General features: G+C 65.2%; 22 protein-coding genes. 15 read left to right on the forward strand and 7 right to left on the reverse strand.

All coding sequences use genetic code 11. The features are described from left to right. Positions 1-59 precede the first annotated feature (59 nt). Genes FXV83_RS18360 through FXV83_RS18380 form a run of 5 tightly spaced genes read left to right on the forward strand, consistent with a single transcriptional unit; the run spans position 60 to position 4,675 of the window. Positions 60-917 (forward strand): branched-chain amino acid ABC transporter permease, encoded by an 858-nt coding sequence (locus FXV83_RS18360; RefSeq protein ID WP_148740801.1) that lies wholly within the window; start codon positions 60-62, stop codon positions 915-917. 2 nt (positions 918-919) lie between these two features. After that, positions 920-2,140, forward strand: coding sequence for a substrate-binding protein (locus tag FXV83_RS18365; RefSeq protein ID WP_148740802.1), 1,221 nt, complete (start codon positions 920-922; stop codon positions 2,138-2,140). Between the two features lie 19 nt (positions 2,141-2,159). Further along, positions 2,160-3,266 (forward strand): branched-chain amino acid ABC transporter permease, encoded by a 1,107-nt coding sequence (locus FXV83_RS18370; RefSeq protein ID WP_148740803.1) that lies wholly within the window; start codon positions 2,160-2,162, stop codon positions 3,264-3,266. Continuing rightward, entirely contained in the window at positions 3,253-3,987 is a 735-nt protein-coding gene (locus FXV83_RS18375; protein ID WP_187435989.1) for an ABC transporter ATP-binding protein, read from the forward strand. Before FXV83_RS18370 ends, FXV83_RS18375 begins: the two co-directional genes overlap by 14 nt. Continuing rightward, positions 3,980-4,675, forward strand: coding sequence for a branched-chain amino acid ABC transporter ATP-binding protein (locus FXV83_RS18380; RefSeq protein ID WP_148740805.1), 696 nt, complete (start codon positions 3,980-3,982; stop codon positions 4,673-4,675). Before FXV83_RS18375 ends, FXV83_RS18380 begins: the two co-directional genes overlap by 8 nt. 252 nt (positions 4,676-4,927) lie before the next feature. On the opposite strand, the gene FXV83_RS18385 is transcribed toward FXV83_RS18380, so the two are convergent. The 4 genes from FXV83_RS18385 to FXV83_RS18400 form a co-directional block, all read right to left on the reverse strand. Beyond that, complete coding sequence (locus FXV83_RS18385; RefSeq protein ID WP_235939811.1) at positions 4,928-6,427, reverse strand: L,D-transpeptidase family protein; 1,500 nt, start codon at positions 6,425-6,427, stop codon at positions 4,928-4,930. 499 nt (positions 6,428-6,926) lie between these two features. Beyond that, positions 6,927-7,889 (reverse strand): acetyl-CoA carboxylase carboxyltransferase subunit alpha, encoded by a 963-nt coding sequence (locus FXV83_RS18390; RefSeq protein ID WP_148740807.1) that lies wholly within the window; start codon positions 7,887-7,889, stop codon positions 6,927-6,929. A gap of 212 nt (positions 7,890-8,101) precedes the next feature. Further along, complete coding sequence (gene xerD / locus FXV83_RS18395; RefSeq protein ID WP_148740808.1) at positions 8,102-9,058, reverse strand: site-specific tyrosine recombinase XerD; 957 nt, start codon at positions 9,056-9,058, stop codon at positions 8,102-8,104. A gap of 17 nt (positions 9,059-9,075) precedes the next feature. Next, positions 9,076-9,222: a histidine kinase gene (locus FXV83_RS18400; protein ID WP_148740809.1), complete on the reverse strand. Its 147-nt coding sequence runs from the start codon at positions 9,220-9,222 to the stop codon at positions 9,076-9,078. A gap of 157 nt (positions 9,223-9,379) precedes the next feature. Here FXV83_RS18400 and FXV83_RS18405 point away from each other — a divergent pair, with 157 nt between their 5' ends. The 3 genes from FXV83_RS18405 to FXV83_RS18415 all read left to right on the forward strand — a co-directional run bounded on the left by FXV83_RS18405 (position 9,380) and on the right by FXV83_RS18415 (position 12,527). After that, on the forward strand, positions 9,380-9,991 hold the full coding sequence (locus FXV83_RS18405; protein WP_148740810.1) for a shikimate kinase: 612 nt from the start codon (positions 9,380-9,382) through the stop codon (positions 9,989-9,991). Further along, entirely contained in the window at positions 9,988-11,136 is a 1,149-nt protein-coding gene (gene aroB / locus FXV83_RS18410; RefSeq protein ID WP_148740811.1) for a 3-dehydroquinate synthase, read from the forward strand. Before FXV83_RS18405 ends, aroB begins: the two co-directional genes overlap by 4 nt. An 86-nt stretch (positions 11,137-11,222) precedes the next feature. After that, positions 11,223-12,527, forward strand: coding sequence for an HlyC/CorC family transporter (locus tag FXV83_RS18415; protein ID WP_148740812.1), 1,305 nt, complete (start codon positions 11,223-11,225; stop codon positions 12,525-12,527). 182 nt (positions 12,528-12,709) lie between these two features. Here the strand turns inward: FXV83_RS18415 and FXV83_RS18420 are convergent, their stop codons facing one another. Further along, positions 12,710-13,000, reverse strand: coding sequence for a BolA family protein (locus tag FXV83_RS18420; protein ID WP_148740830.1), 291 nt, complete (start codon positions 12,998-13,000; stop codon positions 12,710-12,712). Positions 13,001-13,157: 157 nt separating this feature from the next. On the opposite strand from FXV83_RS18420, the gene FXV83_RS18425 reads away from it, so the two are divergent. Then, positions 13,158-13,793, forward strand: a complete 636-nt coding sequence (locus FXV83_RS18425) for a J domain-containing protein (RefSeq protein WP_148740813.1) — start codon at positions 13,158-13,160, stop codon at positions 13,791-13,793. Positions 13,794-13,883: 90 nt separating this feature from the next. On the opposite strand, the gene FXV83_RS18430 is transcribed toward FXV83_RS18425, so the two are convergent. After that, on the reverse strand, positions 13,884-14,978 hold the full coding sequence (locus tag FXV83_RS18430; protein ID WP_148740814.1) for a citrate synthase/methylcitrate synthase: 1,095 nt from the start codon (positions 14,976-14,978) through the stop codon (positions 13,884-13,886). Positions 14,979-15,053: 75 nt separating this feature from the next. Between FXV83_RS18430 and FXV83_RS18435 the strand changes: the two genes are divergently transcribed. Further along, a complete protein-coding gene (locus FXV83_RS18435) occupies positions 15,054-16,283 on the forward strand; it encodes a citrate synthase family protein (RefSeq protein ID WP_148740815.1) in 1,230 nt (409 codons plus the stop codon). A gap of 74 nt (positions 16,284-16,357) precedes the next feature. On the opposite strand, the gene FXV83_RS18440 is transcribed toward FXV83_RS18435, so the two are convergent. Beyond that, positions 16,358-17,017 (reverse strand): DedA family protein, encoded by a 660-nt coding sequence (locus FXV83_RS18440; protein WP_148740816.1) that lies wholly within the window; start codon positions 17,015-17,017, stop codon positions 16,358-16,360. A 299-nt stretch (positions 17,018-17,316) separates the two neighbouring features. On the opposite strand from FXV83_RS18440, the gene cobS reads away from it, so the two are divergent. The 5 genes from cobS (at position 17,317) to FXV83_RS18465 (ending at position 23,555) form a co-directional block, all read left to right on the forward strand. Beyond that, positions 17,317-18,315: a cobaltochelatase subunit CobS gene (gene cobS, locus FXV83_RS18445; RefSeq protein ID WP_148740817.1), complete on the forward strand. Its 999-nt coding sequence runs from the start codon at positions 17,317-17,319 to the stop codon at positions 18,313-18,315. Positions 18,316-18,459: 144 nt separating this feature from the next. Next, the gene (gene cobT, locus FXV83_RS18450; RefSeq protein WP_148740818.1) at positions 18,460-20,361 is read left to right on the forward strand and encodes a cobaltochelatase subunit CobT; all 1,902 of its coding nucleotides are present in this window, start codon (positions 18,460-18,462) and stop codon (positions 20,359-20,361) included. Continuing rightward, positions 20,358-21,431: an esterase-like activity of phytase family protein gene (locus FXV83_RS18455; protein ID WP_148740819.1), complete on the forward strand. Its 1,074-nt coding sequence runs from the start codon at positions 20,358-20,360 to the stop codon at positions 21,429-21,431. The genes cobT and FXV83_RS18455 overlap by 4 nt, the downstream gene beginning before the upstream one ends. Before the next feature lie 313 nt (positions 21,432-21,744). Then, entirely contained in the window at positions 21,745-22,857 is a 1,113-nt protein-coding gene (locus tag FXV83_RS18460; protein ID WP_148740820.1) for an NADH:flavin oxidoreductase/NADH oxidase, read from the forward strand. Between the two features lie 290 nt (positions 22,858-23,147). Next, the gene (locus tag FXV83_RS18465) at positions 23,148-23,555 is read left to right on the forward strand and encodes a hypothetical protein (protein WP_148740821.1); all 408 of its coding nucleotides are present in this window, start codon (positions 23,148-23,150) and stop codon (positions 23,553-23,555) included. Positions 23,556-23,620 lie beyond the last annotated feature (65 nt).

The following is a 23,620-nucleotide window of genomic DNA, read 5'->3' on the forward strand; positions in this document are numbered from 1 at the left end:
TCAAAACAAGAATCTAGAGCCCCGTTCCGATTACATCGGAACGGGAAGGGCTCTAGCGCATGGCTAACGCGTTCGTCGCAGCGTTCGAGATCCTGAGCTTCGGCGCGATCATCGTTCTGATCGTGCTGGGGCTCGGGATCATCGCCAGCATGATGGGCATCTTCAACTTCGCGCAGGGCGAGTTCGTCCTGCTCGGGGCCTACATCACCTATCTCGCCTACGCCAAAGGCCTGCCGATCTGGACCGGCATGGTCGCTGCACCCTTCGTCGTCGGCGCGCTCGGCTTCGTGCTGGAGGCGCTGATCATCCGCCGCTTCTACGCCGCGCCGATCGTGGCCATGCTCGGCACCTATGCGCTCGGCCTGATCATCCGCGAATCCGTGCGCGGCCTGATCGGCGGTTTCTATCTCACCGTGCCCGAGCCGATCGGCGGCTCCATCGATATCGGCGCCATGCACATCTCGGCCTGGCGCTTCACCATCATCGTCATCACGCTGCTCGTGATGGCCGGGTGCTATCTCCTTCTGTCGCGCACGAGCTTCGGCTTGCGCGTGCGTGCCACGCTGGAGAACCCGGCGCTGGCGCGGGCGTCCGGCATCTCCACGCCGCTGATCTACGGCGCCACCTTTGCCTTCGGCGCAGCGCTCGCCGGCCTCGCCGGCGCGTTGATCGTGCCGGTGTTCAGCCTGTTCGCCGATCTCGGCCTGCGCTTCCTGATCCAGGGTTTCGTCGCGGTCATGGTCGGCGGCGTCGGCTCCTTCATCGGACCGGTCGCGGGTGCCGGCGTCATCGGCACGCTGAGCGCTGCGCTGCCGTGGGTCATAGCGCCGGTCGTCGCCGACGTCCTCGTTTTCGTCCTTGCCATTGTCTTCATCAAATTCCGGCCACAGGGCCTCATCGCTGGAAAAGGGGTTTAAGTATGTTTGCAGATCGCACCAATCTCACCCGTCGTCGCTTTCTCGGCAATTTCGCCTTCGCCACCGGCGCGGTCGCGACCGGGGCCGGCAGCTGGGTGATCCCGGCCGGCTGGGCAAACGCAGCCGAAGGCCCGATCAAGGTCGGCATCGCGACCGACCTCACCGGCCCGATCGCCTATGCCGGCAATGCCGACGCCAATGTCGCAAAAATGGTGATCAAGGAGATCAACGCTGCCGGCGGCCTGCTCGGCCGTCCGCTCGAGCTCTACATCGAGGATACCGCTTCGAACGAATCCGTCGCCGTCGGCAATGTGCGAAAGCTGATCCAGCGCGACAAGGTCGACATGGTGTTAGGGGGCATCACCTCGTCGATGCGCAACGCCATCAAGGACCCGATCGTCGCGCGCGGCAAGACGCTCTACATCTATCCGCAGCTTTACGAGGGCAAGGAGTGCACGCCCCATCTGTTCTGCACCGGACCGACGCCGGCGCAGCAGTGCGATGAATTCATCCCGTGGCTGATCAAGAATGGCGGCAAAAAATTCGCGCTGCCCAGCGCCAACTATGTCTGGCCGCACACGCTCAACGTCTATGCCCGCAAGGTGATCGAAGCGAGCGGCGGCGAGGTCGTGTTCGAGGAATACTATCCGCTCGACCAGGTCGACTTCTCCTCGACCGTCAACCGCATCATCTCCAACAAGGTCGACGTCGTCTTCAACACCGTCATTCCGCCGGGCGTCGGCCCGTTCTTCAAGCAGCTCTATGAAGCGGGCTTCCTCAAGAACGGTGGCCGTCTCGCCTGCGTCTACTATGACGAGAACACGCTCAACATCAACCAGGCCAGCGAGATCGAGGGGCTCGCAAGCTGTCTCGACTATTTCAAGGTGCTGACCAAGGAGAATCCGTTCGACGCCAAGATCCAGGCGGCCTACGAAAAGGACTTTCCGGGCAACTTCCTGTTCGCCGCCGGCAGCGCCGCGACCGGAACCTATCGCGGCCTCAAGCTATGGGAGGCCGCCGTCAAGGAAGCCGGCAAGATCGACCGTGAATCGGTTGCGGCCGCACTCGATCACGCCAAGATCGCCGAAGGTCCGGGTGGACCGGCCGAGATGGTGCCGGGCAAGCGGCACTGCAAGATGAAGATGTACACTGCGGTCGCCAAGGGCGGCAATTACGAGATCGTCGGCCGCAGCGACGGGCTCGTCGATCCCAAGGAATGCTAATGAGGAATGCTGAGGCGGAATGCCGAAGTCCATGAGTGTGGTAAGAGAGGCCATCGCTGCCGATGTCGGCGACGAACCGGTTGATGCGATGGCTGAGGGCGCAGCGGCAGGACAAGACAGGGCAGGCCGAAAAATCCTGCCGATCGTCGAGGGCGTGGTGCTCGTCGCGGCGCTGGTCGCCCCGCTCCTGCTGCAGGACTATCTCACGGTGTTCGCGACGCGCGTGATCATCCTCGCGCTGTTCGCGCTGTCGTTCGATCTGGTCTGGGGCTATGCCGGCATCATGAGTTTCGGCCAGGCGTTGTTCTTTGGCTCGGCCGGATATGGCGTGGCGCTGCTCGCGCGCGATCTCGACATCACCAACATCTTCCTGGTGCTCCCAGCCGGAACCATGATCGGCCTCGCCTTCGCGCTGCTGCTCGGCGGTTTCCTGCTGCTCGGCCGGCACCCGTCGAGCGTGATCTTCGTGTCACTGGGCACGCTGACCGGGTCCTACGCCGCCGACCGGCTCGCGCGCGGCTGGTACTATCTCGGCGGCCAGAACGGCATCCCCTCGATCGCGCCGATGACGGTGGGAAGCTACGAGTTCTCGGAAGGGCCCGCCTTTTACTATCTCGTGCTCGGGATTCTCGTCGTCGTCTACCTGCTTTGCCGATACCTGGTGCGATCGCAGTTCGGCCTCGCGCTCGCCGGCCTGCGCGAGAACGAGCAGCGCATCGCCTTCTTCGGCTACAAGGCGCAGCATCTGAAGGCGATCATCTTTGCGATCGGCGGCGCCGTCGCAGGCCTTGCCGGCAGCCTCTATGCGTTCCACGAGGGCTTCGTCTGGCCCAACATGGTCGGCGTCGTCGTGTCGACCCAGGTTGTGCTCTACGTCCTGTTCGGCGGCTCCGGTACGCTGATCGGTGCGGTCATCGGCGCTGTCATCGTCGAAGGCGTCAGCTTCTGGCTGTCGGACAATTACCGCGAGATCTGGCCGATCATCCTCGGCGTGCTGCTCCTGCTCGTGATCCTGTTCCGGCCGCTCGGCCTGATCAGTTTCGTGTTAGGGGAGCGCGAGCGCGTCGGCAGCTTTGGCGGCACGCCCAAGGAGAGCAAAAAGGAGAAGCGCAATGCCGCTCCTTGAGGCCGCCGGCATCAAGAAAATCTTCGGCAAGCTCACCGCGCTCGACGGTGCTGCGCTCACCGTCGGCGAGAACGAATTTCATGGCCTGATCGGCCCGAACGGCTCCGGCAAGAGCACGCTGATGAAATGCATCGCCGGTGCCGAGGTGCCGACGCAGGGCAAGGTCTCCTTTGTCAACGCCGACATCACCGCATTCACGCCGACCGAGCGTGCGCGGGCCGGCATGAGCCTGAAATTCCAGATCACGAGTGTGCTGCCGACGCTGACGCTGTACGACAACATCCTGCTCGCGCTGCAGGCGCAGTCCTCGCTGTTCGATCTGGTGTTCTCGCGCACCCGCGGCGTGCTGCACGATCAGGTCATGGCCATGCTGACGCAATTCCGTCTCGCCGATCGCGCGTTCGATGCCGCCGCGGCGCTGTCGCACGGCCAGCAACAATGGCTGGAGATCGCGATGGCACTCGCGGGCAAGCCCAAGCTGCTGCTGCTCGACGAGCCGACCGGCGGCATGAGCCTGGAGGAGCGCCGCGTCACCGGCGAGTTGTTGCAACCGATCAAAAAGCATTGCTCGCTCGTCATCGTCGAGCACGATCTCGATTTCATCCGCGACATCTGCGATCGCCTCACCGTGCTCGACCAGGGCAAGGTGCTGGCATCAGGCACCGTATCCGAGATCCAGGCCAACCAAGCCGTCCAGGAGATTTATCTGCGCCGTGCCTGAATTTTTGGACATCAAGCATCTCGACGCCGGCTATGGCCGCAGCCAGGTCCTGTTCGACGTCAACCTCGGCATTCCCTGGCGCGGCGGCGTCGCCGTGCTGGGGCGCAACGGCGCGGGCAAGACCACGCTGATGAAGACCATCGTCGGCGAGCTGCCGGCGTGGAACGGCGAGCTCGCCTTCGACGGTCGCGACATCAGCCGCCGCGCCACCCAGGAGCGCGTGCGCGCCGGCATCGGTTATGTCCCGCAGGAGCATTCGGTGTTCGCGCGCCTCTCCGTGCGCGACAATCTCGCGGTCGGCTCGCTCGCGAGCAAGAAGGCCGACGCCGTCGACCAAGTGCTGACGATCTTCCCGAAGCTCGGCCAGCGCCTCGATCAGCCCGCCGGCACGCTCTCCGGCGGCGAACGCAAGATGCTCGCAATCGGCCGCGCCATGCTAGGCGATCCCAAGCTCCTTCTGCTGGACGAGCCGACCGAAGGCGTCTGGATCGGCGTCATCGAGGAAATCACCGAGCGCCTGATCGATTTAGCCAAAAACATTGCCGTCATCATCGTCGAGCAGCACCTCGACCTCGCGCTGCGTGTCGCCGACTACGCCTATGTGCTGGACCGCGGCCGCGTGGCGCTGCAGGGCGCGGCAGGGGAGGTGCGGGGCAATCCGGAGTTGCTGCGGTATCTGGCGCCGTAGGTCTGGTTCGCTACGGCTTCCAACTAATCTCGAGCCACGCGCATCCCGCCAATCCCGTCATCCCGATGCGCGCGGTGCAAATGCACCGCGCAGCGAGCCTCGAAGGATGCACGGCCAAGCCGTCAGCCGGGCCGTCGCCCTTCGAGGGCCGCTGAAGAAGCGGCCACCTCAGGGTGACGGGGAGATGTTGTCGCAGCAGACAACAGCTTCAGGTTTGAGTTGAGCGAGAGATTGGAACCATCGCGGTCGAATTCACTTCACCGCCGAAAACCGGCTGTCGAACGAGTTCGCCGGCACCACGGGGGCGGCACCCGCGAACTGGGCACTGCTCGTTTCAGCCGCACCACCCGACACCGACGGCTTCAGCGTCGGGCGCGTCGCAGCGAGCCTCGTGTCCGGCTTGGCCGGCTCGGGCGGCTTCACGGCGACGATCGATTTCGGCGCCTGGGGCTGTGGGGCGGGTTTTGTCGCGGCGGCTGCCGGCTTGGCGGGCGCGGCCGGCGTGGCGGCTGCTGCAGGCGGAGCCGAGGCGGTGGTGTCCGCCGTGCCCATGCCCATCTTGCGCGCGAGGCCGGAGAAGAAGCCGCCGGATTTCTCGACCGGCTGCGCTGCGGCGACGCGGGTGGCGGCGGGCGCGGCCACGGCGACGACAGGCTCTTGCTCCTGCCGCGGCGAGACGGCGGCCTGCTCGAGGTTCGGTTTGGGCGGATTGACGTGTCCGGGAATCGTGCCCGGCGCCTTCGCCATCGCCAGCATCTGCAGTGTGTTGCCTTCGGCGCCTTCCGACAGGCCGGTCGAGCCTTCCGGAATCTTGGCGGCAAAGATCTTGTTCATGCCGCCGTCGATGCCGGTGTTCATGCGCGCCACCGGCGTGCCCTTGGCGACGAGCTTTGCGTATTCCGCCTCGTCCTTCGCCTGCTTCTCGCGCACGGCGCTGGCGACATCCTCGGGGATCACATAGGCCGGGCATTTGGCCGAGGCGTCGAACACGGGATCGCGCTTGGCGTCGGGCGCGCGGGTCGCGTCGAAGACGTACTTCTTCTCGCAGAAATCGACCTTCGGCTCCTGCCGCGTCACCTCGAAATGATCATAGCCTTCCTTGATCATCTTCCAGAACGGCATGTTCGGATTGTTCCGGTGTTTTGCCATGTTCACCGGCGTCATCTTGAACGGATAGGCCTGGAGCTGGAACGCCTTCTGGCCGCCGAAGAAGGACTCGCGCCCGAGCGAATAGATCTCGGCGATCTGTTCGTCCGTCATCGCGTAACAGCCGCGCGACGAGCAGTCGCCGTGCACCATCAGCTGCGAGCCGGAGCGGCCGAGCGCCTTGTCGAACGCGTTGGGATAGCCGGTGTTGAAGGAGAGATAGTAGGCCGATTGCGGATTCATCTGGCCGGGATTGATCGAGTAGAAGCCCTCCGGCGCCTGGCGATCGCCTTCGCGCACCTTCGGTCCGAGATCGCCGGACCAGCGGCAGATCGGGTAGGTCTTGAGCAGCGCGAACTGGCCACTTCGGGTCTGCTTCCAGACCTCGAGCTCGGCTTCCTGCTTGAACAGGCGCACCAGGATCGGCGATTGCAGGTCCATGTCCTTCTCGACCATCGCAGCGAGAAGCTTTGGCGGCACCGGCTGATTGGCCTTGGCGTTGGTCGCGAGCGAGACCTGATCGGTGTCGCAGCCGGCCAGCAGAACACTGGCCGTCAGCAGCGCAACCGAAGCCAAGAGCGCGCGAGCAAGCGAACGAGAACTCAAGATGGACCCCACACCGTGCCGGGCATCGCGCGCGAACCCCAATCTTGGAGCATGGACTGACCGGACATCCGGACCCGTCGTGACGCCTTGGTCAAGACCGGCTTTTGCAGACCAAACCCCAGCGCTTATGCCCTGAAGCCATTGATTAAAATTCTAACCTCTGGGTCATGACGTCGCAACCCGAGCGGGGATCACGAGCCCGTTGGCCCAGTGGCATGGTCAACAGAAACTAAACCTGACGCTACTTTGAGCCCGACTTGGGACGTAACTTGGGCCTTCCAGCCGAACAAGGACTGAGATCGCTGATTTGGGCCAAAAAAGGGTTAACGCGGGGTTACCGGGCAGCCTTTCGTGCCCCGGACGCAGCGCAGCGCTTCTTCAGCGGTGCGCTGCAGAGCCGGGGCCCACGCGGATGCTGATCTTTGGAGCCAGCTGGGTCCCGGCTCTGCGCAGCAGCGCAAGAGCGCTGCAGCGCGTCCGGGACACGAAAATGGGCGAATCAGCCCAGTTTCCGGCCGATATCGAGGAATTTCTGACGGCGCTGCCTGCGGATCGCGTCCGCGTCCAGGTTTCGCAGCTCGTCGAACGCCTTTTCGATGGCCTCGCCCGTGGTGGCGATCATGGTGGCGGGATCGCGGTGGGCGCCGCCGACCGGCTCTTTCAGGATGCTGTCGATCACCCCGAAGCGGAGCATGTCCTGGGCGGTGATCTTCATATTGTTGGCGGCTTCCTGCGCCTTGGTGCCGTCGCGCCACAGGATCGAGGACGCCGCCTCCGGCGAGATCACGCTGTAGATGGCGTGCTCCAGCATCAGGACCTTGTTGGCGGTGGTAATGGCGATGGCTCCGCCCGACATGCCCTCGCCGGTGATGATTGCCACGTTCGGCACGCCAAGCGACAGGCAGGCATCGGTCGAGCGCGCGATCGCCTCGGCCTGTCCCCGCTCTTCCGCGCCGATGCCGGGATAGGCACCGGCGGAATCCACGATCGACAGCACGGGCAGGCCGAAACGCTCGGCCATCTCCATCAGCCGCACCGCCTTGCGATAGCCTTCGGGCCGCGCCATGCCGAAATTGTGCTTGATGCGGCTGTCGGTGGAATCGCCCTTTTCCTGGCCCATCACGCAGATCGCTTCGCCGCGGAAACGGCCGAAGCCCGCGACCAGCGCTTCGTCTTCGCCGAATTTGCGGTCGCCGGCGAGCGGGGTGAATTCGGTGATCAGGCCCCTGATGAAGTCGGAGAAATGCGGCCGCTGCGGATGGCGCGCGACCAGCGTCTTCTGCCACGGCGTCAGGTTGGTGTAGAGGTCCGCCAGCGCCTGCGCCGCCTTGTCCTCGATCCGTCCGATCTCGTCGGCAATATCGGTGCCGGAGGCAGCGAGCGTGCGCAATTCGTCGAGCTTGGAGTCGAGCTCGGCGACCGGCTTTTCGAAATCGAGATAGCTGCGCATCTGGTCTGGCATCAACTCAATATAGGGGGACGGGACGAGGCGGCGAAGCGGGGTTGGCTTTGCTATGGCTTGGCGGACAGAAGTATAGGTTATTCAATGAGTTGGCCTGTGTGCTCTTTAGGGCGCCAGCCAAATCACGCATGAGGCCCCGGCTCTTTCTGCGGAGATCGGGTCGAAGTCAAGGCGGAGTTGTCGTCCCGGCGACGGCTCTTTCCTCCGCCGACCTACTTCTCCGCCAGCGGGTGCAGGTCGCGCACCAGGCTCTTCAGGCGCTCCTCGACCACGTGGGTGTAGATCTGCGTCGTGGAGATGTCGGTGTGGCCGAGCAGGGTCTGCACGATGCGCAGGTCGGCGCCGTTGTGCAGCAGGTGGCTGGCGAAAGCGTGGCGCAGCACGTGCGGGGACACCAGCCGGGCCTGGAGGCCGGAGGCGACGGCGAGTTCTTTCAAATCGCGGGCGAAATGCTGCCGCGTCAGATGCCCGCTCTCGCCGAAGGAGGGAAACAGCCATTTCGAGGCGGCGAGGCTGTTCTTCTTGTCCCCCTTTGCGGCTTCGGTCGCCGCAAGATAATCCACCATCGCCTGCCGCGAGGCCTCGTTCAGCGGCACCAGCCGCTCCTTGTCGCCCTTGCCGCGCACCACGATCATGCGAGCGTCGCGCTTGGCCGCCGTGCGCGGCAGCGCCACCAGCTCGGAGACGCGCAAGCCCGTGGCATAGAGCACCTCGAGCAGGCAGTAGAGCCTGAGCGAGCGCAGCCGCTGCGCAGGCGAGGCATCCGCCGCCTCGCTCATTTCCTTGGCGCGCCGGAGCATCCGGTCGACATCGGCGATCGACAGCACTTTTGGCAGGCCGCGACCGCGCTTGGGCCCGGACAGGATCGCCGCGGGGTCCTCGCTGCGGATGCGCTCGTTCAGGAGGAAGCGGAACAAATGCCGCATCGCCGACAGCCGCCGCGCCACGCTGGAGGATTTGAAGCCGCGCGCGTCGAGATCGGCGAGATAGGCGCGCAACGTCTGCGTTTCGGCATCCACAAAATTCTGGCCGGCGCGGGCCAGAAATTCCGAGAAGTCGGTGAGGTCGCGGCGGTAGGCATCGAGCGTATTGGCGCCGGCGCCTTGTTCCGCCGCGAGCATGTCGAGGAACAGGCCGGTCAGTCTGGTATCGGAGGGCTTGGTGCGCATGGGCGCAAGCCTAGCTGCTATTTCTTGAGAAATTTGTCAGGCGGGATCGTCACTGTCATTTCCCGCGACTTCGGATTGACGAAGTTCGCCAGCGCGAAGAGCACGCCATAGACGATGCCGGCGATCACGGCGACGACCGTCAGGAAGCGGAACAGGCTGGGCATCGGGCAAGGTCTCGGGCGAGGTCTGAGATAGGCAAATTAACCAATGAAATCATCCAACATGTTCGCCGTTTCGTGGCAAGAGTCCTCTGGCGAGGGCCGCTCGGGGGGTAGTATAGGTGGCCGGATGTCGCATCTTGCGCCAGATCGAGCGAGGGACATGTCCGACGCCGCGTTGCCAGCCTCTGCCTCGCCTGAGACCGACATTTTGTCGGCCCTTGGCGCGCGCTCGATTGTGCTGGTCGGCATGATGGGGGTCGGCAAGTCCACCATCGGCCGGCGCATGGCGGCGCGGCTCAAGCTGCCATTCGTGGACGCCGACACCGAGATCGAGACGGCCGCCCGGATGACCATACCGGAGATATTCGAGCGCCACGGCGAGTCGCATTTCCGCGACGGCGAGGCGCGGGTGATCGCGCGTCTCCTGGACGGCGGGCCGATCGTGCTCGCCACCGGCGGCGGCGCCTTCATGCGCGAGGAGACCCGGGCGCGCATCGCCGCCAAGGCGGTCTCGATCTGGCTCAAGGCGGACCACGACGTCATCATGCGCCGCGTCCGCCGCCGGGCCGACCGCCCGTTGCTGCAAACTCCAGATCCCGAGGGAACCGTCACCCGGCTGCTCACCGAGCGCGAGCCGGTCTATGGCCATGCTGACCTCACCATCGCCTCGCGCGACGTGCCGCATGACCGGATCGTCGACGAAACGATCGAGGCGCTGCACGCGCATCTGTGTGGCGAACCACCATCCGACGTCGCGAGTGCCGCACGATGACCGCACCTTTGAAGCATTCCGATCCCGTCATCGTCGACGTCGCGCTCGGCGATCGCGCCTATGAAATCGTCATCGGCCGCGGCGTGCTGGCCTCGCTCGGCGAACGGATCGCTGCCTTGCGCCCCGGCGTGCGCACCGCTGTTGTGACCGACCGCACCGTGGCAAAGCACTGGCTCGAGCCCGCCGAGGCATCGCTCAAAGCTGCCGGCATTCCGACCTCGCGCGTCGTGGTCGAAGAAGGCGAGATCTCGAAGACCTATGCCGGCCTCGAAAAGGTCAGCGAAGCCCTGATCGCCGCAAAGATCGAGCGCAACGATCTTGTCATCGCGCTCGGCGGCGGCGTGGTCGGCGATCTCGCCGGCTTCGCCGCGGCGATCCTGCGGCGCGGCGTCGATTTCGTGCAGGTGCCGACCTCGCTGCTGGCGCAGGTCGACTCCTCCGTCGGCGGCAAGACCGGCATCAACTCGCCGCAGGGCAAGAATCTGCTCGGTGCCTTCCATCAGCCGGTGCTTGTCATCGCCGACACTGCCGTGCTCGACACGCTGTCGCCGCGGCAATTCCGTGCCGGCTATGCCGAGGTCGCCAAATACGGCGTGCTCGGCGACGAGGCCTTCTTCACCTGGCTGGAGAAGAACCATTCCGACATCTTCAAGGGCGGCTCGGCGCGCGAGCATGCGATCGCGACCTCCTGCCGCGCCAAAGCAGGCGTCGTCTCGCGCGACGAGCGCGAGACCGGCGAACGCGCGCTGCTCAATCTCGGCCACACCTTTGGCCACGCGCTGGAAGCCGCGACCGGCTTTTCGGATCGGCTGTTTCACGGCGAGGGCGTCGCGATCGGCATGACGCTGGCGGCGCAGTTCTCGGCGAAGCTCGGCATGATCGGCGAGGCGGATGCCGCGCGCATCGAGCGTCATCTGGTTGAGGCCGGCCTGCCGACCCGCTTGCAGGATATCGCGGGCTTCGCGCAGGAGGGGCTCAGCGACGCCGACGCGCTGATGGCCTTGATGGCGCAGGACAAGAAGGTCAAGCGCGGCAAGCTCACCTTCATCCTGCTGGAGGCTGTGGGGCGCGCCGTCATCGCCAAGGACGTCGAACCGGCGCCGGTGCGTGATTTCCTCAAGGACAAGCTGGCGTGCAAGGCGTGATGCGCGGCTGAACGGCGCTAAAGCGTTTTCGAGCGATACCGGTTCGCGTAAAGAAAACGCGTCAAAGCAAGAAACTCGAGTGGTGCATGGACTGGCTTGGATTCACCATCGTCATTTTCTGCCTCCTGGTCTCGGGATTCTTCGCCGCGAGCGAGACCGCGCTGACCGGCGCTTCGCGCGCCAGCATGCTGCGGCTCTCCAAGCAGGGTAATCGCGAGGCCGACGTCGTCTCGCGGCTGCTCGACATGCGCGAGCGCCTGATCGGCGCGCTGCTGCTCGGCAACAACATCGCCAACATCAGTGCATCCGCATTGGCCACCAGCATCTTCACGGGCTGGTTCGGCGATGTCGGCGTGCTCTATGCGACCGGCGTGATGACCGTGCTGGTCGTGATCTTCGCCGAAGTTCTGCCCAAGACCATCGCGATCAACGCGCCGGACCGCATGGCGCTGGCGGTTGCGCGCCCGATGCGGCTGACGATGTACGTGCTCGGTCCGTTGCTTCACGTGGTCGAAATCGTGGTGCGGCTGTTGATGCGCCTGTTCGGGCTTGCGGGCGAGCACCAGGCGATCCTATCGCCGACCGAGCGCCTGCGCGGCGCGGTCGACCTGCTGCACCATGAAGGCAAGTTCGAGAAGCAGGACCGCGACATGCTCGGCGGTCTGCTCGATTTGCGCGAGCTTCAGGTCTCCGACGTCATGATCCATCGCACCGAGATGATGATGATCAACGCCGACCTGCCGCCGGAGGAACTGGTGCGCGAGGTGCTGGCGACCGAGTACACCCGCATCCCGCTCTGGCGCGAAAAGCCGGAAAACATCATCGGCGTGCTTCACGCCAAGGACCTGCTGCGCGCGATCCGCGCCTCCGACGGTGACACCTCGCGCATCGATGTCTCCACCATCGCGCTGCCACCCTGGTTCGTGCCGGAGATGCGGCCGGTCTCCGAGCAGCTCAAGGCGTTCCGCCGTCGCAAGACTCATTTCGCGCTCGTCGTCGACGAGTACGGCGAGGTTGAAGGTCTCGTGACGCTGGAAGACATTCTGGAAGAGATTGTCGGTGATATCTCCGACGAGCACGATGTCGTGGTCGCCGGCGTGCGGGCCCAGCCGGACGGTTCGGTCGTGGTCGACGGCTCGGTGCCGATCCGCGACCTCAACCGCGCCATGGACTGGCATCTGCCCGATGAAGAGGCAACCACGGTCGCCGGCCTCGTCATTCACGAGGCGCGTTCGATCCCCGACCGCGGCCAGAGCTTCACTTTCCACGGCTTCCGCTTCCGCGTGCTCCGCCGCGAGCGCAACCGCATCACCGCACTCCGTATTTCACCGGTGCCGCGCGACGCCGAGGTCGAGGAAGCCAAGCCGCGGCGGGCAGGGACGTCGTTTTGATTTCTCTTACCCTCCCCTGGAGGGGGAGGGTCGGCTCACATTGAGCGTGGCGAAATGTGAGACGGGGTGGGGTGATCTCTCCACTCGGGCAGTGTTCGATGCGGATAGACCGTCACCCCACCCCGCTACGCATTGCGCTTCGCTTCATGCGTAGCGACCCTCCCCCTCCAGGGGAGGGTAAGCTAGCTCCCGTCTTCCCCCGGCGCCTGTGCATGGATCGCCAGCGCGTGAACGCTGCCGGAGAGTTCCGCGGTCAGCGCTGAATTTATCATGCGATGGCGCTCGACCCGGCTCTTCCCTTTGAAGGCCGCAGACACGATATAAACGCGGAAGTGCGTCTCGCCGCTCGGCCGATGGCCGGCATGGCCCTCGTGCAGATGTGACTCGTCGACGACCTGCAGGCTTTCCGGCGCGAAAGCTTCCTGCAACTTGTTGCTGATAATGTCTCTGGTAGCTAGATCTTTACTTATCATGTGTGCCTTTAAGGTGCGCGGATCGTACTCAGTCAATGCCCCATAGGCCGCATTCGGCGGCCGGCCTTCGCCGAAGGCAAGCTTCGGCTATGGGGGTTTTGTCCTAATCGCAATGTCAAGACTTGAAGGTTTTGGCATTGCGTAGTCAAAGTTGGTCATGCCGATCGATTCATCAAAGTTCTTCGACTCCATCCGGGTCAAGCCGACCAAGGGCAAGCCGGAAGCGAAGCCGCGCGACACCGTGGTCAATTGCGAGTGGGCCGGGTGCCAGAACAAGGGCGCCCACCGCGCGCCCAAGGGCCGCGAGAATTCGCGCGAGTACTGGCACTTCTGCCTGAACCATGTGCGCGAGTACAACCAGTCCTACAATTTTTTCTCCGGCATGAACGCCGATGCCGTGGCGCGCTACCAGAAGGACGCGCTGACCGGCCACCGTCCGACCTGGAAGATGGGCGCCAATGGCGGCGTCAAGAAGGGTGCGGAAGCCGAGATCGATGGCGCCTTCGATCCGTTCAGCATGTTCTCGGAGCTCAACGGCCGCGCCACCTGGCGCCGGGGCCCGGAAGCCCCGCCCAAGCCCGAGACGCGCAAGGTGATGAACGCCGAGCGCAAGGCGCTCCAGGTGATGGGCCTCGGCCCCGACGCCACGCTCGCCGACGTCAAGAGCAAGTACAAGGCGCTGGTGAAGCAGCATCACCCCGATGCCAATGGCGGCGACCGCTCGACCGAGGACCGCCTGATCGAGATCATCAAGGCGTATAATTACCTGAAGACGGTCGTGCGGGAAGCGTAAGCCTTCTTGCCGTGACTAGCGCCGCACGCTCGGTCCTCTTCCCTTCTCCCACAACGGGAGAGGGGGAGGACTTCGCTCCATTCGGCTTCATCACTCCTTCGGCGTCGCCCCGACATACGACGAACTCGGCCGGATCAGCCGCCCCGTCCGCTGCTGCTCGCGCGCGTGCGCGGTCCACCCGGCGGCGCGGGCGACGGCGAAGATCGGCGTAAAGGCCTGGCGCGGGATGGCGAGGGCGTCGAGCAGGATCGCGGTGAAGAATTCGACATTGGTCTCCAGCGGCCGGTCCGGATTCTTGTTGCGCAGCGCCGCGCGGATATAGGCTTCGACCTCGCCGGCGAAGGGCAGGTCGGCGCCACCTGCGGAGAGGCGTTCAATGGCGGCCTTGAGCACATCGGCGCGCGGGTCGCGCACCCGATAGACGCGGTGGCCAAAGCCCATCAGCCGCTCGCCGCGCGCCAGCGCCGCGTCGACCCACGGCTTGATCCGCTCGCTGGAGCCGATCGCATCCAGCATTTCCAGCACCGGCTCCGGCGCTCCGCCATGCAGGGGCCCGGTCAGCGCGCAATAGCCTGCCGTCACCGCGGCGAACAGATCAGCCTGTGTCGAGGCCACCACGCGCGTGGTGAAAGTCGACGCGTTCATGCCGTGATCGCAGACCGTGACGAAATAGGCGTCCAGCGCCGCGACCTCGCGCGGCTCCGGTGACGTGTCGCGCAGCATCCGAAGCGTATCGGCGGCATGGCTCGCGTTCGGATCGGGTGTGACGGGGTCGAGACCCCCGGCGCGCCGGACCAGTGCGCCGGCGATCACCGGAAATGCGCCGACGATGATGGCCTCATCCTCCAGCCCGTTCTCTGCGCGCAGGCCCGCGACGGCCGCACGAAACCCGTCGATGACGGCCATGCCGCGCGTCGCCGGCAAAAGATCGGGCAGTCGCGCGAAGGCGCGCTCGCGCGCGGCGCCGAGGCTGGCCCGCACATTGGCTTCGCTCAGCGTGCTCCTGCTGGCGCCGTTCCAGAGCCGGGCGGTGACGCCCTCAAAGCTCGATGTGGCGGCCAGTCGGCCGACATGCTCGCCGGCGATGATCAGTTCGCCGCACTCGCCGTCGACATGGCTCAGCACGGTTTCAGCCGCGGGAACGCCGTCCAGCCCGATCTGGCTTTTGGTGAGGTGGATGGTCATGGCCCAAATCTCCTGTTCACAGGCGGAAAGTCGGGCCTCTCGACAGATTGATCAATCTTGATTACATAAATCAATATGAAAAATTCTCTGGAGCTCTATCTCTCCGCCCGCGAGGCCGCCGCCGAGCTCGCGATCTCGCCGGCCACGCTCTACGCCTATGTCAGCCGCGGCCTGATCCGCTCCGAGCCGACGCAGGACTCGCGAAAAAACCGCTACCGCGCCGAGGACGTCCGCGCCCTGAAGGAGCGCCGCGTGCCGTCGCCGGAGCCGCGCGGCCTGCGCAGCTTCGACGCCGACCTGCCGGTGATGGACACGGAGATTTCGACCATCACCGAGGACGGTGCGATCTACCGCGGCGTCAACTGCGTCGATCTCGCCGAGAACGACACGCTGGAGCACACCGCGACGCTGCTCTGGGATGTCTCGGGCGTCGATCCCTTTGCGCCGGACAATTATCCAGTGGTCTCCGACGAGATGCGCGCGATCGCGCAGGCCGCGCGCCGTGCCGCGCCGATCGATCGCGCCATCGCCGTGCTGGCGCTTGCATCGAGCGCCGACCCGCGCGCCTTCACCCGCGCGCATGATGGACGTGCGATGGTCGGTGCCCGCATCGTCCGGCTCCTGGTCGCGACCATGCTCAACTCCGAGCCGTCAGCCGAGCCGTTGCACCAGCAGATCGCGCGCGCCTGGGCGCCCGACAACAAGCACGCCGCTGATCTCATCCGCCGCGCGCTGGTGCTGCTGGCGGAGCATGAATTGAACGCCTCCACCTTCACTGCGCGCTGCGCGGCCTCGACCGGCCTCAATCTCTATGATGCCGTCATCGCCGGCCTCGCGGCGCTGAAGGGGCCGAAGCATGGCGGCGCCGGCGTGCTCGCCTCGCAGCTGGTCAAGACGCTGGTGGATCGTGACGTCGAGCCGATGGTGCGCGAACGCGTCGCGCTCGGCGAGCGCTTTGCCGGCTTCGGCCATGGCGTCTACAAGCGCGGCGACCGGCGCGCGCAGTCGCTGCTGAATGCGCTGGCCCGCGCCGGTGCGCCGCGCAAATTCACGCGCGAGGTGCCGGAGCGCATCGCAGAGGCGACCGGCGAGCTCGTCAACATCGACTATGCGCTCGCAGTGCTCGTGCATGCGTTGCGCTTACCCGCGGGCAGCGAGCTGGCGCTGTTCGCCATGGCCCGCAGCGTCGGCTGGATCGCTCATGCCAGCGAACAGTTGCAGCACGGCAAGCTGATCCGCCCGCGTGCGCGCTATGTGGGGCCGGCGCCGGGGCGGAGATCGGGAGCTGTGGAGTTGAAGACCTGATCAGGCGCAGTGAGACTCAGATCGCAGTTCCCGTAAGCAACGAACTGCGCTTACCCTCCAGAGGAGGGTAAGTCCTAACCCCGCGGCTTCGCAGCCGCCACGCCGCCGCCGTGGCGGCGATGGATGGTCCAGATCGCCAGTCCCGCGATGATCGCCACGCCGACGACGCTGAGCATCCAGATGTGCTTGCCGACGTGCTCATGATGCGGCAGCCCGGCATATTCGTGCAGGGCCGACACCGCCAAAACACCCGGCAGCACATGCGCCGGTGCCCAGAGCAGGATCGCCGGGATGTTGATGGCGTAGAAGCGCGCCGGCGCCATGCCGAGCGCGCCGGCCGTGACCGGGACAAAGGCGCGGATCGGCGGCACGAAGCGGGCGAAGAACACGGCCCAGGTGCCGAAGCGGTTGAAGAAGCTTTCGCTCTGCTCGACGACGCGCGGATAGTTGGCCAGTGGCCAGGCGTCGAGAATCTCACGCTGCTGCCGGTGGCCGATCAAGTAGGCCGAGCCGTCACCCAGGACCGCACCGAGCGCCGCCGCCAGCAGCACCCATTGCAGCTTGAGCTCCCCACCCGGAACCAGCGCGCTCAGCGCCAGGATGATGGTCGAGCCCGGAACCACCGATCCGACCACCGGAACGGCCTCCAGCAGTGCCGCCAGAAACAGGGTCAAATAGGCCAGCCACGCATGGGCCGAGACGAACGCGATAAAGGGATCGAGAAAGGACGTCACGTCGTCTTTCGTGTTGGGCTGGAGCTTTGGAGCTCTGACCCTACATAAGTAACGGGCCGCGGTAAAAGTGCCATTCGCTTAGGCAGGGCCGGGCACCCCGCCTGAAATTCAAGCGTGATTCGCAAGGCAGCCCTCCAAAAACTGCGTTCCTTGCTTATCTAAATGAAAAGACAACGGAACTTTGATTGTGGCGCGGGCTTCTGCCGGCACGTTGTCTCTGATAGGTTCGCAAACGCACCCAGCCGCAGCTCAACGTGCAAATAACTGGTCTCGGGACCGCCCGGGGCCTCGGAGGATTGATGACGACCGCCGCCCTGTCCAAAGTTGAGGAAATTTCCGGTCTGCCCGACATGAAGGTGTCGGTGCGCCAGGTGTTCGGGATCGACAGCGATCTCGAAGTGCCGGCCTATGCCGCCGTCGATCCTCACGTGCCCGAAGTTGATTCCGATTACCGCTTCGACCGCGCCACCACGCTCGCCATCCTCGCCGGTTTCGCCAAGAACCGCCGCGTCATGGTCACCGGCTATCATGGCACCGGCAAATCAACCCATATCGAGCAGGTCGCTGCCCGGCTCAACTGGCCCTGCGTGCGCGTCAACCTCGACAGCCATATCAGCCGTATCGACCTCGTCGGCAAGGACTCGATCGTGGTCCGTGACGGCAAGCAGGTCACCGAATTCCGCGACGGCATCCTGCCCTGGGCGCTCCAGAACAACGTTGCGCTGGTGTTCGACGAATATGATGCCGGCCGTCCCGACGTGATGTTCGTGATCCAGCGCGTGCTGGAGGTCTCCGGCCGCCTGACGCTGCTCGACCAGAACAAGGTGATCAAGCCGCACCCGTCGTTCCGGCTGTTCGCGACCGCTAACACCGTCGGCCTCGGCGACACCTCCGGCCTCTATCACGGCACCCAACAGATCAACCAGGGCCAGATGGACCGCTGGTCGATCGTCACCACGCTGAACTATCTCAGCCATGACGAGGAAGTGGAGATCGTGCTGGCGAAGGCCAGGCACTATCGCACCACGGAGGGCCGCGACATCGTCAACAAGATGGTGCGCCTCGCCGATCTCACCCGCAACGCGTTCGCCAATGGCGATCTGTCGACGGTGATGAGTCCGCGCACGGTGATCACCTGGGCGGAAAACGCCGACATTTTTGGCGATATCGGATTTGCTTTCCGGGTCACCTTCCTCAACAAGTGCGACGAGCTCGAGCGTCCGCTGGTCGCCGAGTTCTATCAGCGCTGCTTCAACGCGGAGCTGCCGGAATCGGCGGTCAACGTGGCGCTGAGCTGATATCTCTCGCGATATGTCGTCCCGGCGAAGGCCGGGACCCATACCGCGTGATGTTTCGGATAAAGCTACGCTGATAGTTTCCTGAAATAATAGTGGCCGGTGGTTATGGGTCCCGGCCTTCGCCGGGACGACAGATAGGGTCAGATGACCACTTCCAACTCCAAATTCCGCAACACCAAGGAAGCCCCGACCGAGCCGTTCAAGCGCTCGGTCGCGTCCTGCCTCAAGGCGATCGCCAAGACGCCGGAGCTCGACGTCAGCTTCGCCGCCGAGCGTCCGGGCCTTGCGCCAGGTAAAGCCCGTTTGCCCGAACCGGCGCGAAAAATGACCAAGCGGGATGCCGCGATCGTGCGCGGCCACGCCGATTCCATCGCGCTCAAGCTCGCCTGTCATGACCCAAAACTGCATCGCAAGTTGATGCCCGGCAATCCGCAGGCGCGCGGCGTGTTCGAGGCGGTGGAGCAGGCAAGGGTCGAGGCGATCGGCGCACGCCGCATGGCCGGCGTTGCCAAAAACCTCACCGCGATGCTCGACGACCATTTCCACCGCGGCAAGTTCGACGAGATCACCGACCGCGCCGATGCGCCGCTCGCCGACGCGCTGGCGATGCTGGTGCGCGAGCGCCTGACCGGCATGGCGCCGCCGACGGCGGCGAAGAAGGTAGTCGACCTCTGGCGGCCCATTCTCGAAGACAAGATCGGCAGGCGGCTCGACCGGCTCGACCACCTCGTCGAGGACCAGACCCGGTTCGGCGACGCCGTGCACGATCTGTTGTCGGCGCTCGAGCTCGGTGACGAGCGCAATGCCGACAGCGAGGACGATGACGATCAGGACGAGAACCGGGATGGCGACAACGACCAGTCCGGCGCCGAGGGCTCGCCCGATTCCGATGCCGCCCAGGAGATGAGCGCCGACCAGGCCCAGGCCTCGAGCGAGGAGTTGAGCGAGAGCGCGATGGAAAGCGCGCAGGCCTCGACCTCGGATACGTTCGACGACGGCGAACTCGGCGACGACGAGACGCCGGGCGAGGCGACGCGGCCGAATTCGCGCGGGGCCAACGAGCCGCGCGGGCCGGAATACCACGCCTTCGCGCCGAAATTCGACGAGATCATCGCCGCCGAGGACCTCTGCGACCATGACGAGCTGGAGCGGCTGCGCGCCTATCTCGACAAGCAGCTCGCGCATCTGCAAGGCATCGTCGCGCGTCTGGCCAACCGGCTGCAGCGCCGGCTGATGGCGCAGCAGAACCGCGCCTGGGAGTTCGACCTCGAAGAAGGCATCCTCGACCCCGCGCGGCTGTCGCGCGTGGTGACCGATCCCTATCATCCGCTCTCCTTCATGCACGAGAAGGAGGCGACGTTCCGCGACACCGTGGTGACGCTGCTGCTCGACAATTCCGGCTCGATGCGCGGACGCCCCATCACCGTGGCGGCGACCTGCGCCGACATTCTCGCCCGCACGCTGGAGCGGTGCGGCGTCAAGGTCGAGATTCTCGGCTTCACCACGCGCGCCTGGAAGGGCGGCCAGTCCCGCGAGGCCTGGCTTGCCGCCGGCAAGCCGGCCAATCCCGGCCGCCTCAACGATCTCAGGCACATCATCTACAAGTCCGCGGATGCGCCGTGGCGCCGTGCGCGAAAAAACCTCGGGCTGATGATGCGCGAAGGGCTGCTGAAGGAGAACATCGACGGCGAGGCGCTGGACTGGGCGCACAAGCGCCTGCTCGGCCGGGCCGAGCAGCGCAAGATCCTGATGATGATCTCGGACGGCGCGCCGGTCGATGATTCCACGCTGTCGGTCAATGCCGGCAACTATCTCGAGCGGCACCTGCGCCACATCATCGAGGAGATCGAGACCCGCTCGCCGGTCGAGCTGATCGCGATCGGCATCGGCCATGACGTGACGCGCTACTATCGTCGCGCGGTGACGATCGTGGATGCCGAGGAGCTCGGCGGCGCCATCACCGAGAAACTCGCCGAACTCTTCAGCGAGACCAACACCGCGCCCACGCAAGCTCCCAATCGTCCGCGCCGCAAATTGCATTCGTGAGCAAGCATCAATCCCGCCGCAGCTTTATTGGCCACGCGGCGGCGGGATTCTCCACCCTCGCAATCTCTCGATTTGCGCAAGCGCGGATTGCGGCCGAGCCGCCGCTGGTCGAGCGCGCCGTCACCGAGCCGGTTGCCATCGAGGTCAACGCGCGGCCGATTGCCGCGTTCGAGCCGCGCGACCGTTCGCGCGTGCGCTTCGGCTCGCTGCAATATCGCAGCGGCCTGGTGCTGACCTCGCCCTATCGCGGCTTCGGCGGATTGTCCGGTTTCCGCTTTCTCGACAGCAAGGGCGAGCGCTTCCTCGCGATCTCCGATCAGGGCGGCTGGTTCACCGGCGCCATCCGCTATTCCGGCCGCGAGATGACCGGGCTCGACAATGTCGAGGCCGCGCCGCTGCTCAATGCGGAAGGGCGGCCGATCACCGAGAAGCGGCTCTGGTATGATTCGGAGTCAATCGCGCGCGATGGCAATTTGGTCTATGTCGGCCTCGAACGCGTCAACCAGATCATGCGCTACGACTTTGCCAAAGGCGGCACCCGCGCCCGCGGTGAGGTGCTGCCGGTGCCGCCTGGCGTGCGCAAGCTGCCCTACAACAAGGGGCTCGAGGCGCTGGTATTCGTGCCCAAGGACGTGTCAAAGAGCCAGCCGCTCGCCGGCACCTTGATCGCCTTCTCCGAGCGCGGACTGGATGCCGACGGCAATCTCGTCGCGTTCCTGATCGGCGGTGCCACGCCCGGCCAGTTCAGCGTCCGCCGCACCGAAAAATTCGACATCAGCGATGCGGTGCTGCTGCCCTCCGGCGAGCTTCTCATCCTCGAGCGAAAGTTTTCCTGGTTCACCGGCGTCAACATCCGCATCCGCGCGATTCCGCTCAAATCCATCGCGCCGAACACGCTGGTCGACGGCCCCGAGCTGTTCGCGGCCGATCTCGGCCACGAGATCGACAACATGGAAGGCATCGACGCCCACGTCACCGCCGACGGCGAGACCGTGCTGACGCTGGTCTCCGACGACAATTTCTCGTTTCTCCAGCGTACGCTGCTGCTGCAGTTCACGATGGTGGAGTAGGGGGCGCGTCACACCCTCCGCCGTCGTCCCGGCCTAGTGCGCAATTGCGCACGGGGGCCGGGACCCATACCGCGAGGTCTATCGATTTGGGGTGGTGCTAATCCCGAACGACCAATCCTCGCAAAACTTCTCCCTATGGCTATGGGTCCCGGCCTTCGCCGGGACGACGGCGGAATGTGAGGCGACGGCTTCCGCCAAACCCGCAGCGCAATGCACGGCGCCGCTAGCCGCCATGTCCGCCGCGCCGCTGGAAATCCGCGCGTCCCTCACTACACTCCCTCCATCGCCCCCTCCATCTCCGGAACTCCCCCGCATGAGCGCCCTGTTTTCCCCGATCAAGCTGCGCGGCCTGACGCTGAAGAATCGTCTGGTGGTGTCGCCGATGTGCCAGTATTCGGCCGACGACGGCGTCGCCACTGACTGGCATTTTGCCCACATCAACAATCTGGCGCTGTCGGGCGCGGCGATGTTCTGCATCGAGGCGACCCATGTCGAGGCGATCGGGCGCATCACCGCGGGCTGCCTCGGGCTCTACAGCGACGCCTGCGAGGCGGCGCTGAAGCAGATCATGAATTCGGTGCGCAAGCACTCCAGCACGGCGATCGCGATGCAGCTCGCGCATGCGGGCCGCAAAGGCTCCAGCGCGCGTCCCTGGGACGGCGGCCAGCTGATTCCGGTGAGTGAGGGCGGCTGGCAGACGGTGGCGCCAAGCGCGGTGCCGCACAAGGAGGGCGAGGCCGCGCCGCTGGCGCTCGATGCCAGCGGACTCAAGCGCATCCGCGAGGCCTTCGTCGATTCGGCCCGCCGCGCGATGCGCATCGGCATCGATGCCATCGAGCTGCACGGCGCGCACGGCTATCTCATGCATCAGTTCCTCTCCCCGATCTCCAACAGGCGCACCGACGAATATGGCGGTAGCTTGCAGAACCGCATGCGCTTTCCGCTCGAAGTGTTCGACGCGGTGCGCGCCGTAGTCCCGCACGACAAGCCGGTCGGCATGCGGGTGTCGTCGACCGACTGGGTCGAGGGCGGCTGGGATCTGCCGCAGACGATTGAATTTGTGAAGGCGCTGAAGGCGCGCGGCGCCGACTGGATCGATGCCTCCTCCGGCGGCGTCTCGCCGCTGCAGAAGATCACGCTCGGCCCCGGCTACCAGGTGCAGTTTGCCGACGCGATCAAGCGCGAAACGGGATTGCCGACCGTCGCCGTCGGCCTGATCACGGAAGCGAAGCACGCCGAGGACATCGTCGCATCCGGCAAGGCCGACATGGTCGCGCTCGCCCGCGCCATGCTCTACGACCCCCGCTGGGGCTGGCACGCCGCCGCCGAACTCGGCGGCGAGGTCGAAGCCCCGCCGCAATACTGGCGCTCGCAGCCCTCGACGCAGAAGCAGCTGTTCGGCAAGACCACGTTCGGGGCGCGGTAGGGATGCGACGCGATAGCGGGGCCACAAACTCCGCTGTCGTCCTGGCGAAAGCCAGGACCCATACCGCGAGGTCTATCGATGGCGCGCGGTAGGAGTACCGGACAACCGCTCTTCGCCAAACGTCTTCCTTGGGTAATGGGTCCTGGCTTTCGCCAGGACGACGGAGGAAATTGTGGGTCGCATATCGCGCCCCTCACGTTCTCACCTCACGCATCCGTAACCCACCTTACCTTCCACCCGCCGCAAAACAGGCCTAACCTGTCGCGCACTCAAGCCCCATGAGGCCCGTTATGCGTTTTCGTTTTCGCAAAGCTGCCCATGTGCTGGAGCGCGTTGGCCTTGCCATGGCTGGCGCTGCGTGCGGGCTGTTCGTCGGCGCCTATGTCGGCTCGACGATACCCTCGCTCACCACGCAGGGCTTTCTGCTGGTGATGATGCTGCTCGGCGTGGTCGGCTTCTATCTCGGCATCGACACGCCGCAAATGCCGTTCGATGAAGCCCACAGCCAGATCGACGCCGCCGAATTGCTCAGCTCCGCCGGCACGCTGTGCGCCACGCTCGCCGCGTTCGTGTCGGTGGCCGTCATCGTGCTGCGGCTGGAGCCGCATAGCGCGCTGACCTGGCTCGTCTTCATCGCCTGGATCGCCGGCGTCGCCATGCAGATCGTCGCCGGCACGAAGGCCAGGATGCGGGGGTAGGGGGCCTGCTTATCCTCCCCTGGAGGGGGGGGTCGGCTCAAATTGAGCGCAGCGAAATATGAGAC

Origin of the sequence: Bradyrhizobium hipponense (assembly GCF_008123965.1) — a bacterium.
GTDB lineage: Bacteria > Pseudomonadota > Alphaproteobacteria > Rhizobiales > Xanthobacteraceae > Bradyrhizobium > Bradyrhizobium hipponense.

Bases quoted from the DNA above. Each gene is read 5' to 3' on its own strand.
- cobT (WP_148740818.1), top strand. From the start codon at position 18,460: ATGACCACTTCCAACTCCAAATTCCGCAACACCAAGGAAGCCCCGACC.
- FXV83_RS18420 (WP_148740830.1), bottom strand. From the start codon at position 13,000: ATGATAAGTAAAGATCTAGCTACCAGAGACATTATCAGCAACAAGTTG.
- cobS (WP_148740817.1), top strand. From the start codon at position 17,317: ATGACGACCGCCGCCCTGTCCAAAGTTGAGGAAATTTCCGGTCTGCCC.
- FXV83_RS18430 (WP_148740814.1), bottom strand. From the start codon at position 14,978: ATGACCATCCACCTCACCAAAAGCCAGATCGGGCTGGACGGCGTTCCC.
- FXV83_RS18360 (WP_148740801.1), top strand. From the start codon at position 60: ATGGCTAACGCGTTCGTCGCAGCGTTCGAGATCCTGAGCTTCGGCGCG.
- FXV83_RS18425 (WP_148740813.1), top strand. From the start codon at position 13,158: ATGCCGATCGATTCATCAAAGTTCTTCGACTCCATCCGGGTCAAGCCG.
- FXV83_RS18375 (WP_187435989.1), top strand. From the start codon at position 3,253: ATGCCGCTCCTTGAGGCCGCCGGCATCAAGAAAATCTTCGGCAAGCTC.
- FXV83_RS18465 (WP_148740821.1), top strand. From the start codon at position 23,148: ATGCGTTTTCGTTTTCGCAAAGCTGCCCATGTGCTGGAGCGCGTTGGC.
- FXV83_RS18435 (WP_148740815.1), top strand. From the start codon at position 15,054: ATGAAAAATTCTCTGGAGCTCTATCTCTCCGCCCGCGAGGCCGCCGCC.
- FXV83_RS18370 (WP_148740803.1), top strand. From the start codon at position 2,160: ATGCCGAAGTCCATGAGTGTGGTAAGAGAGGCCATCGCTGCCGATGTC.
- FXV83_RS18460 (WP_148740820.1), top strand. From the start codon at position 21,745: ATGAGCGCCCTGTTTTCCCCGATCAAGCTGCGCGGCCTGACGCTGAAG.
- FXV83_RS18400 (WP_148740809.1), bottom strand. From the start codon at position 9,222: ATGCCCAGCCTGTTCCGCTTCCTGACGGTCGTCGCCGTGATCGCCGGC.
- FXV83_RS18365 (WP_148740802.1), top strand. From the start codon at position 920: ATGTTTGCAGATCGCACCAATCTCACCCGTCGTCGCTTTCTCGGCAAT.
- FXV83_RS18415 (WP_148740812.1), top strand. From the start codon at position 11,223: ATGGACTGGCTTGGATTCACCATCGTCATTTTCTGCCTCCTGGTCTCG.
- FXV83_RS18390 (WP_148740807.1), bottom strand. From the start codon at position 7,889: ATGCCAGACCAGATGCGCAGCTATCTCGATTTCGAAAAGCCGGTCGCC.
- xerD (WP_148740808.1), bottom strand. From the start codon at position 9,058: ATGCGCACCAAGCCCTCCGATACCAGACTGACCGGCCTGTTCCTCGAC.
- FXV83_RS18405 (WP_148740810.1), top strand. From the start codon at position 9,380: ATGTCCGACGCCGCGTTGCCAGCCTCTGCCTCGCCTGAGACCGACATT.
- aroB (WP_148740811.1), top strand. From the start codon at position 9,988: ATGACCGCACCTTTGAAGCATTCCGATCCCGTCATCGTCGACGTCGCG.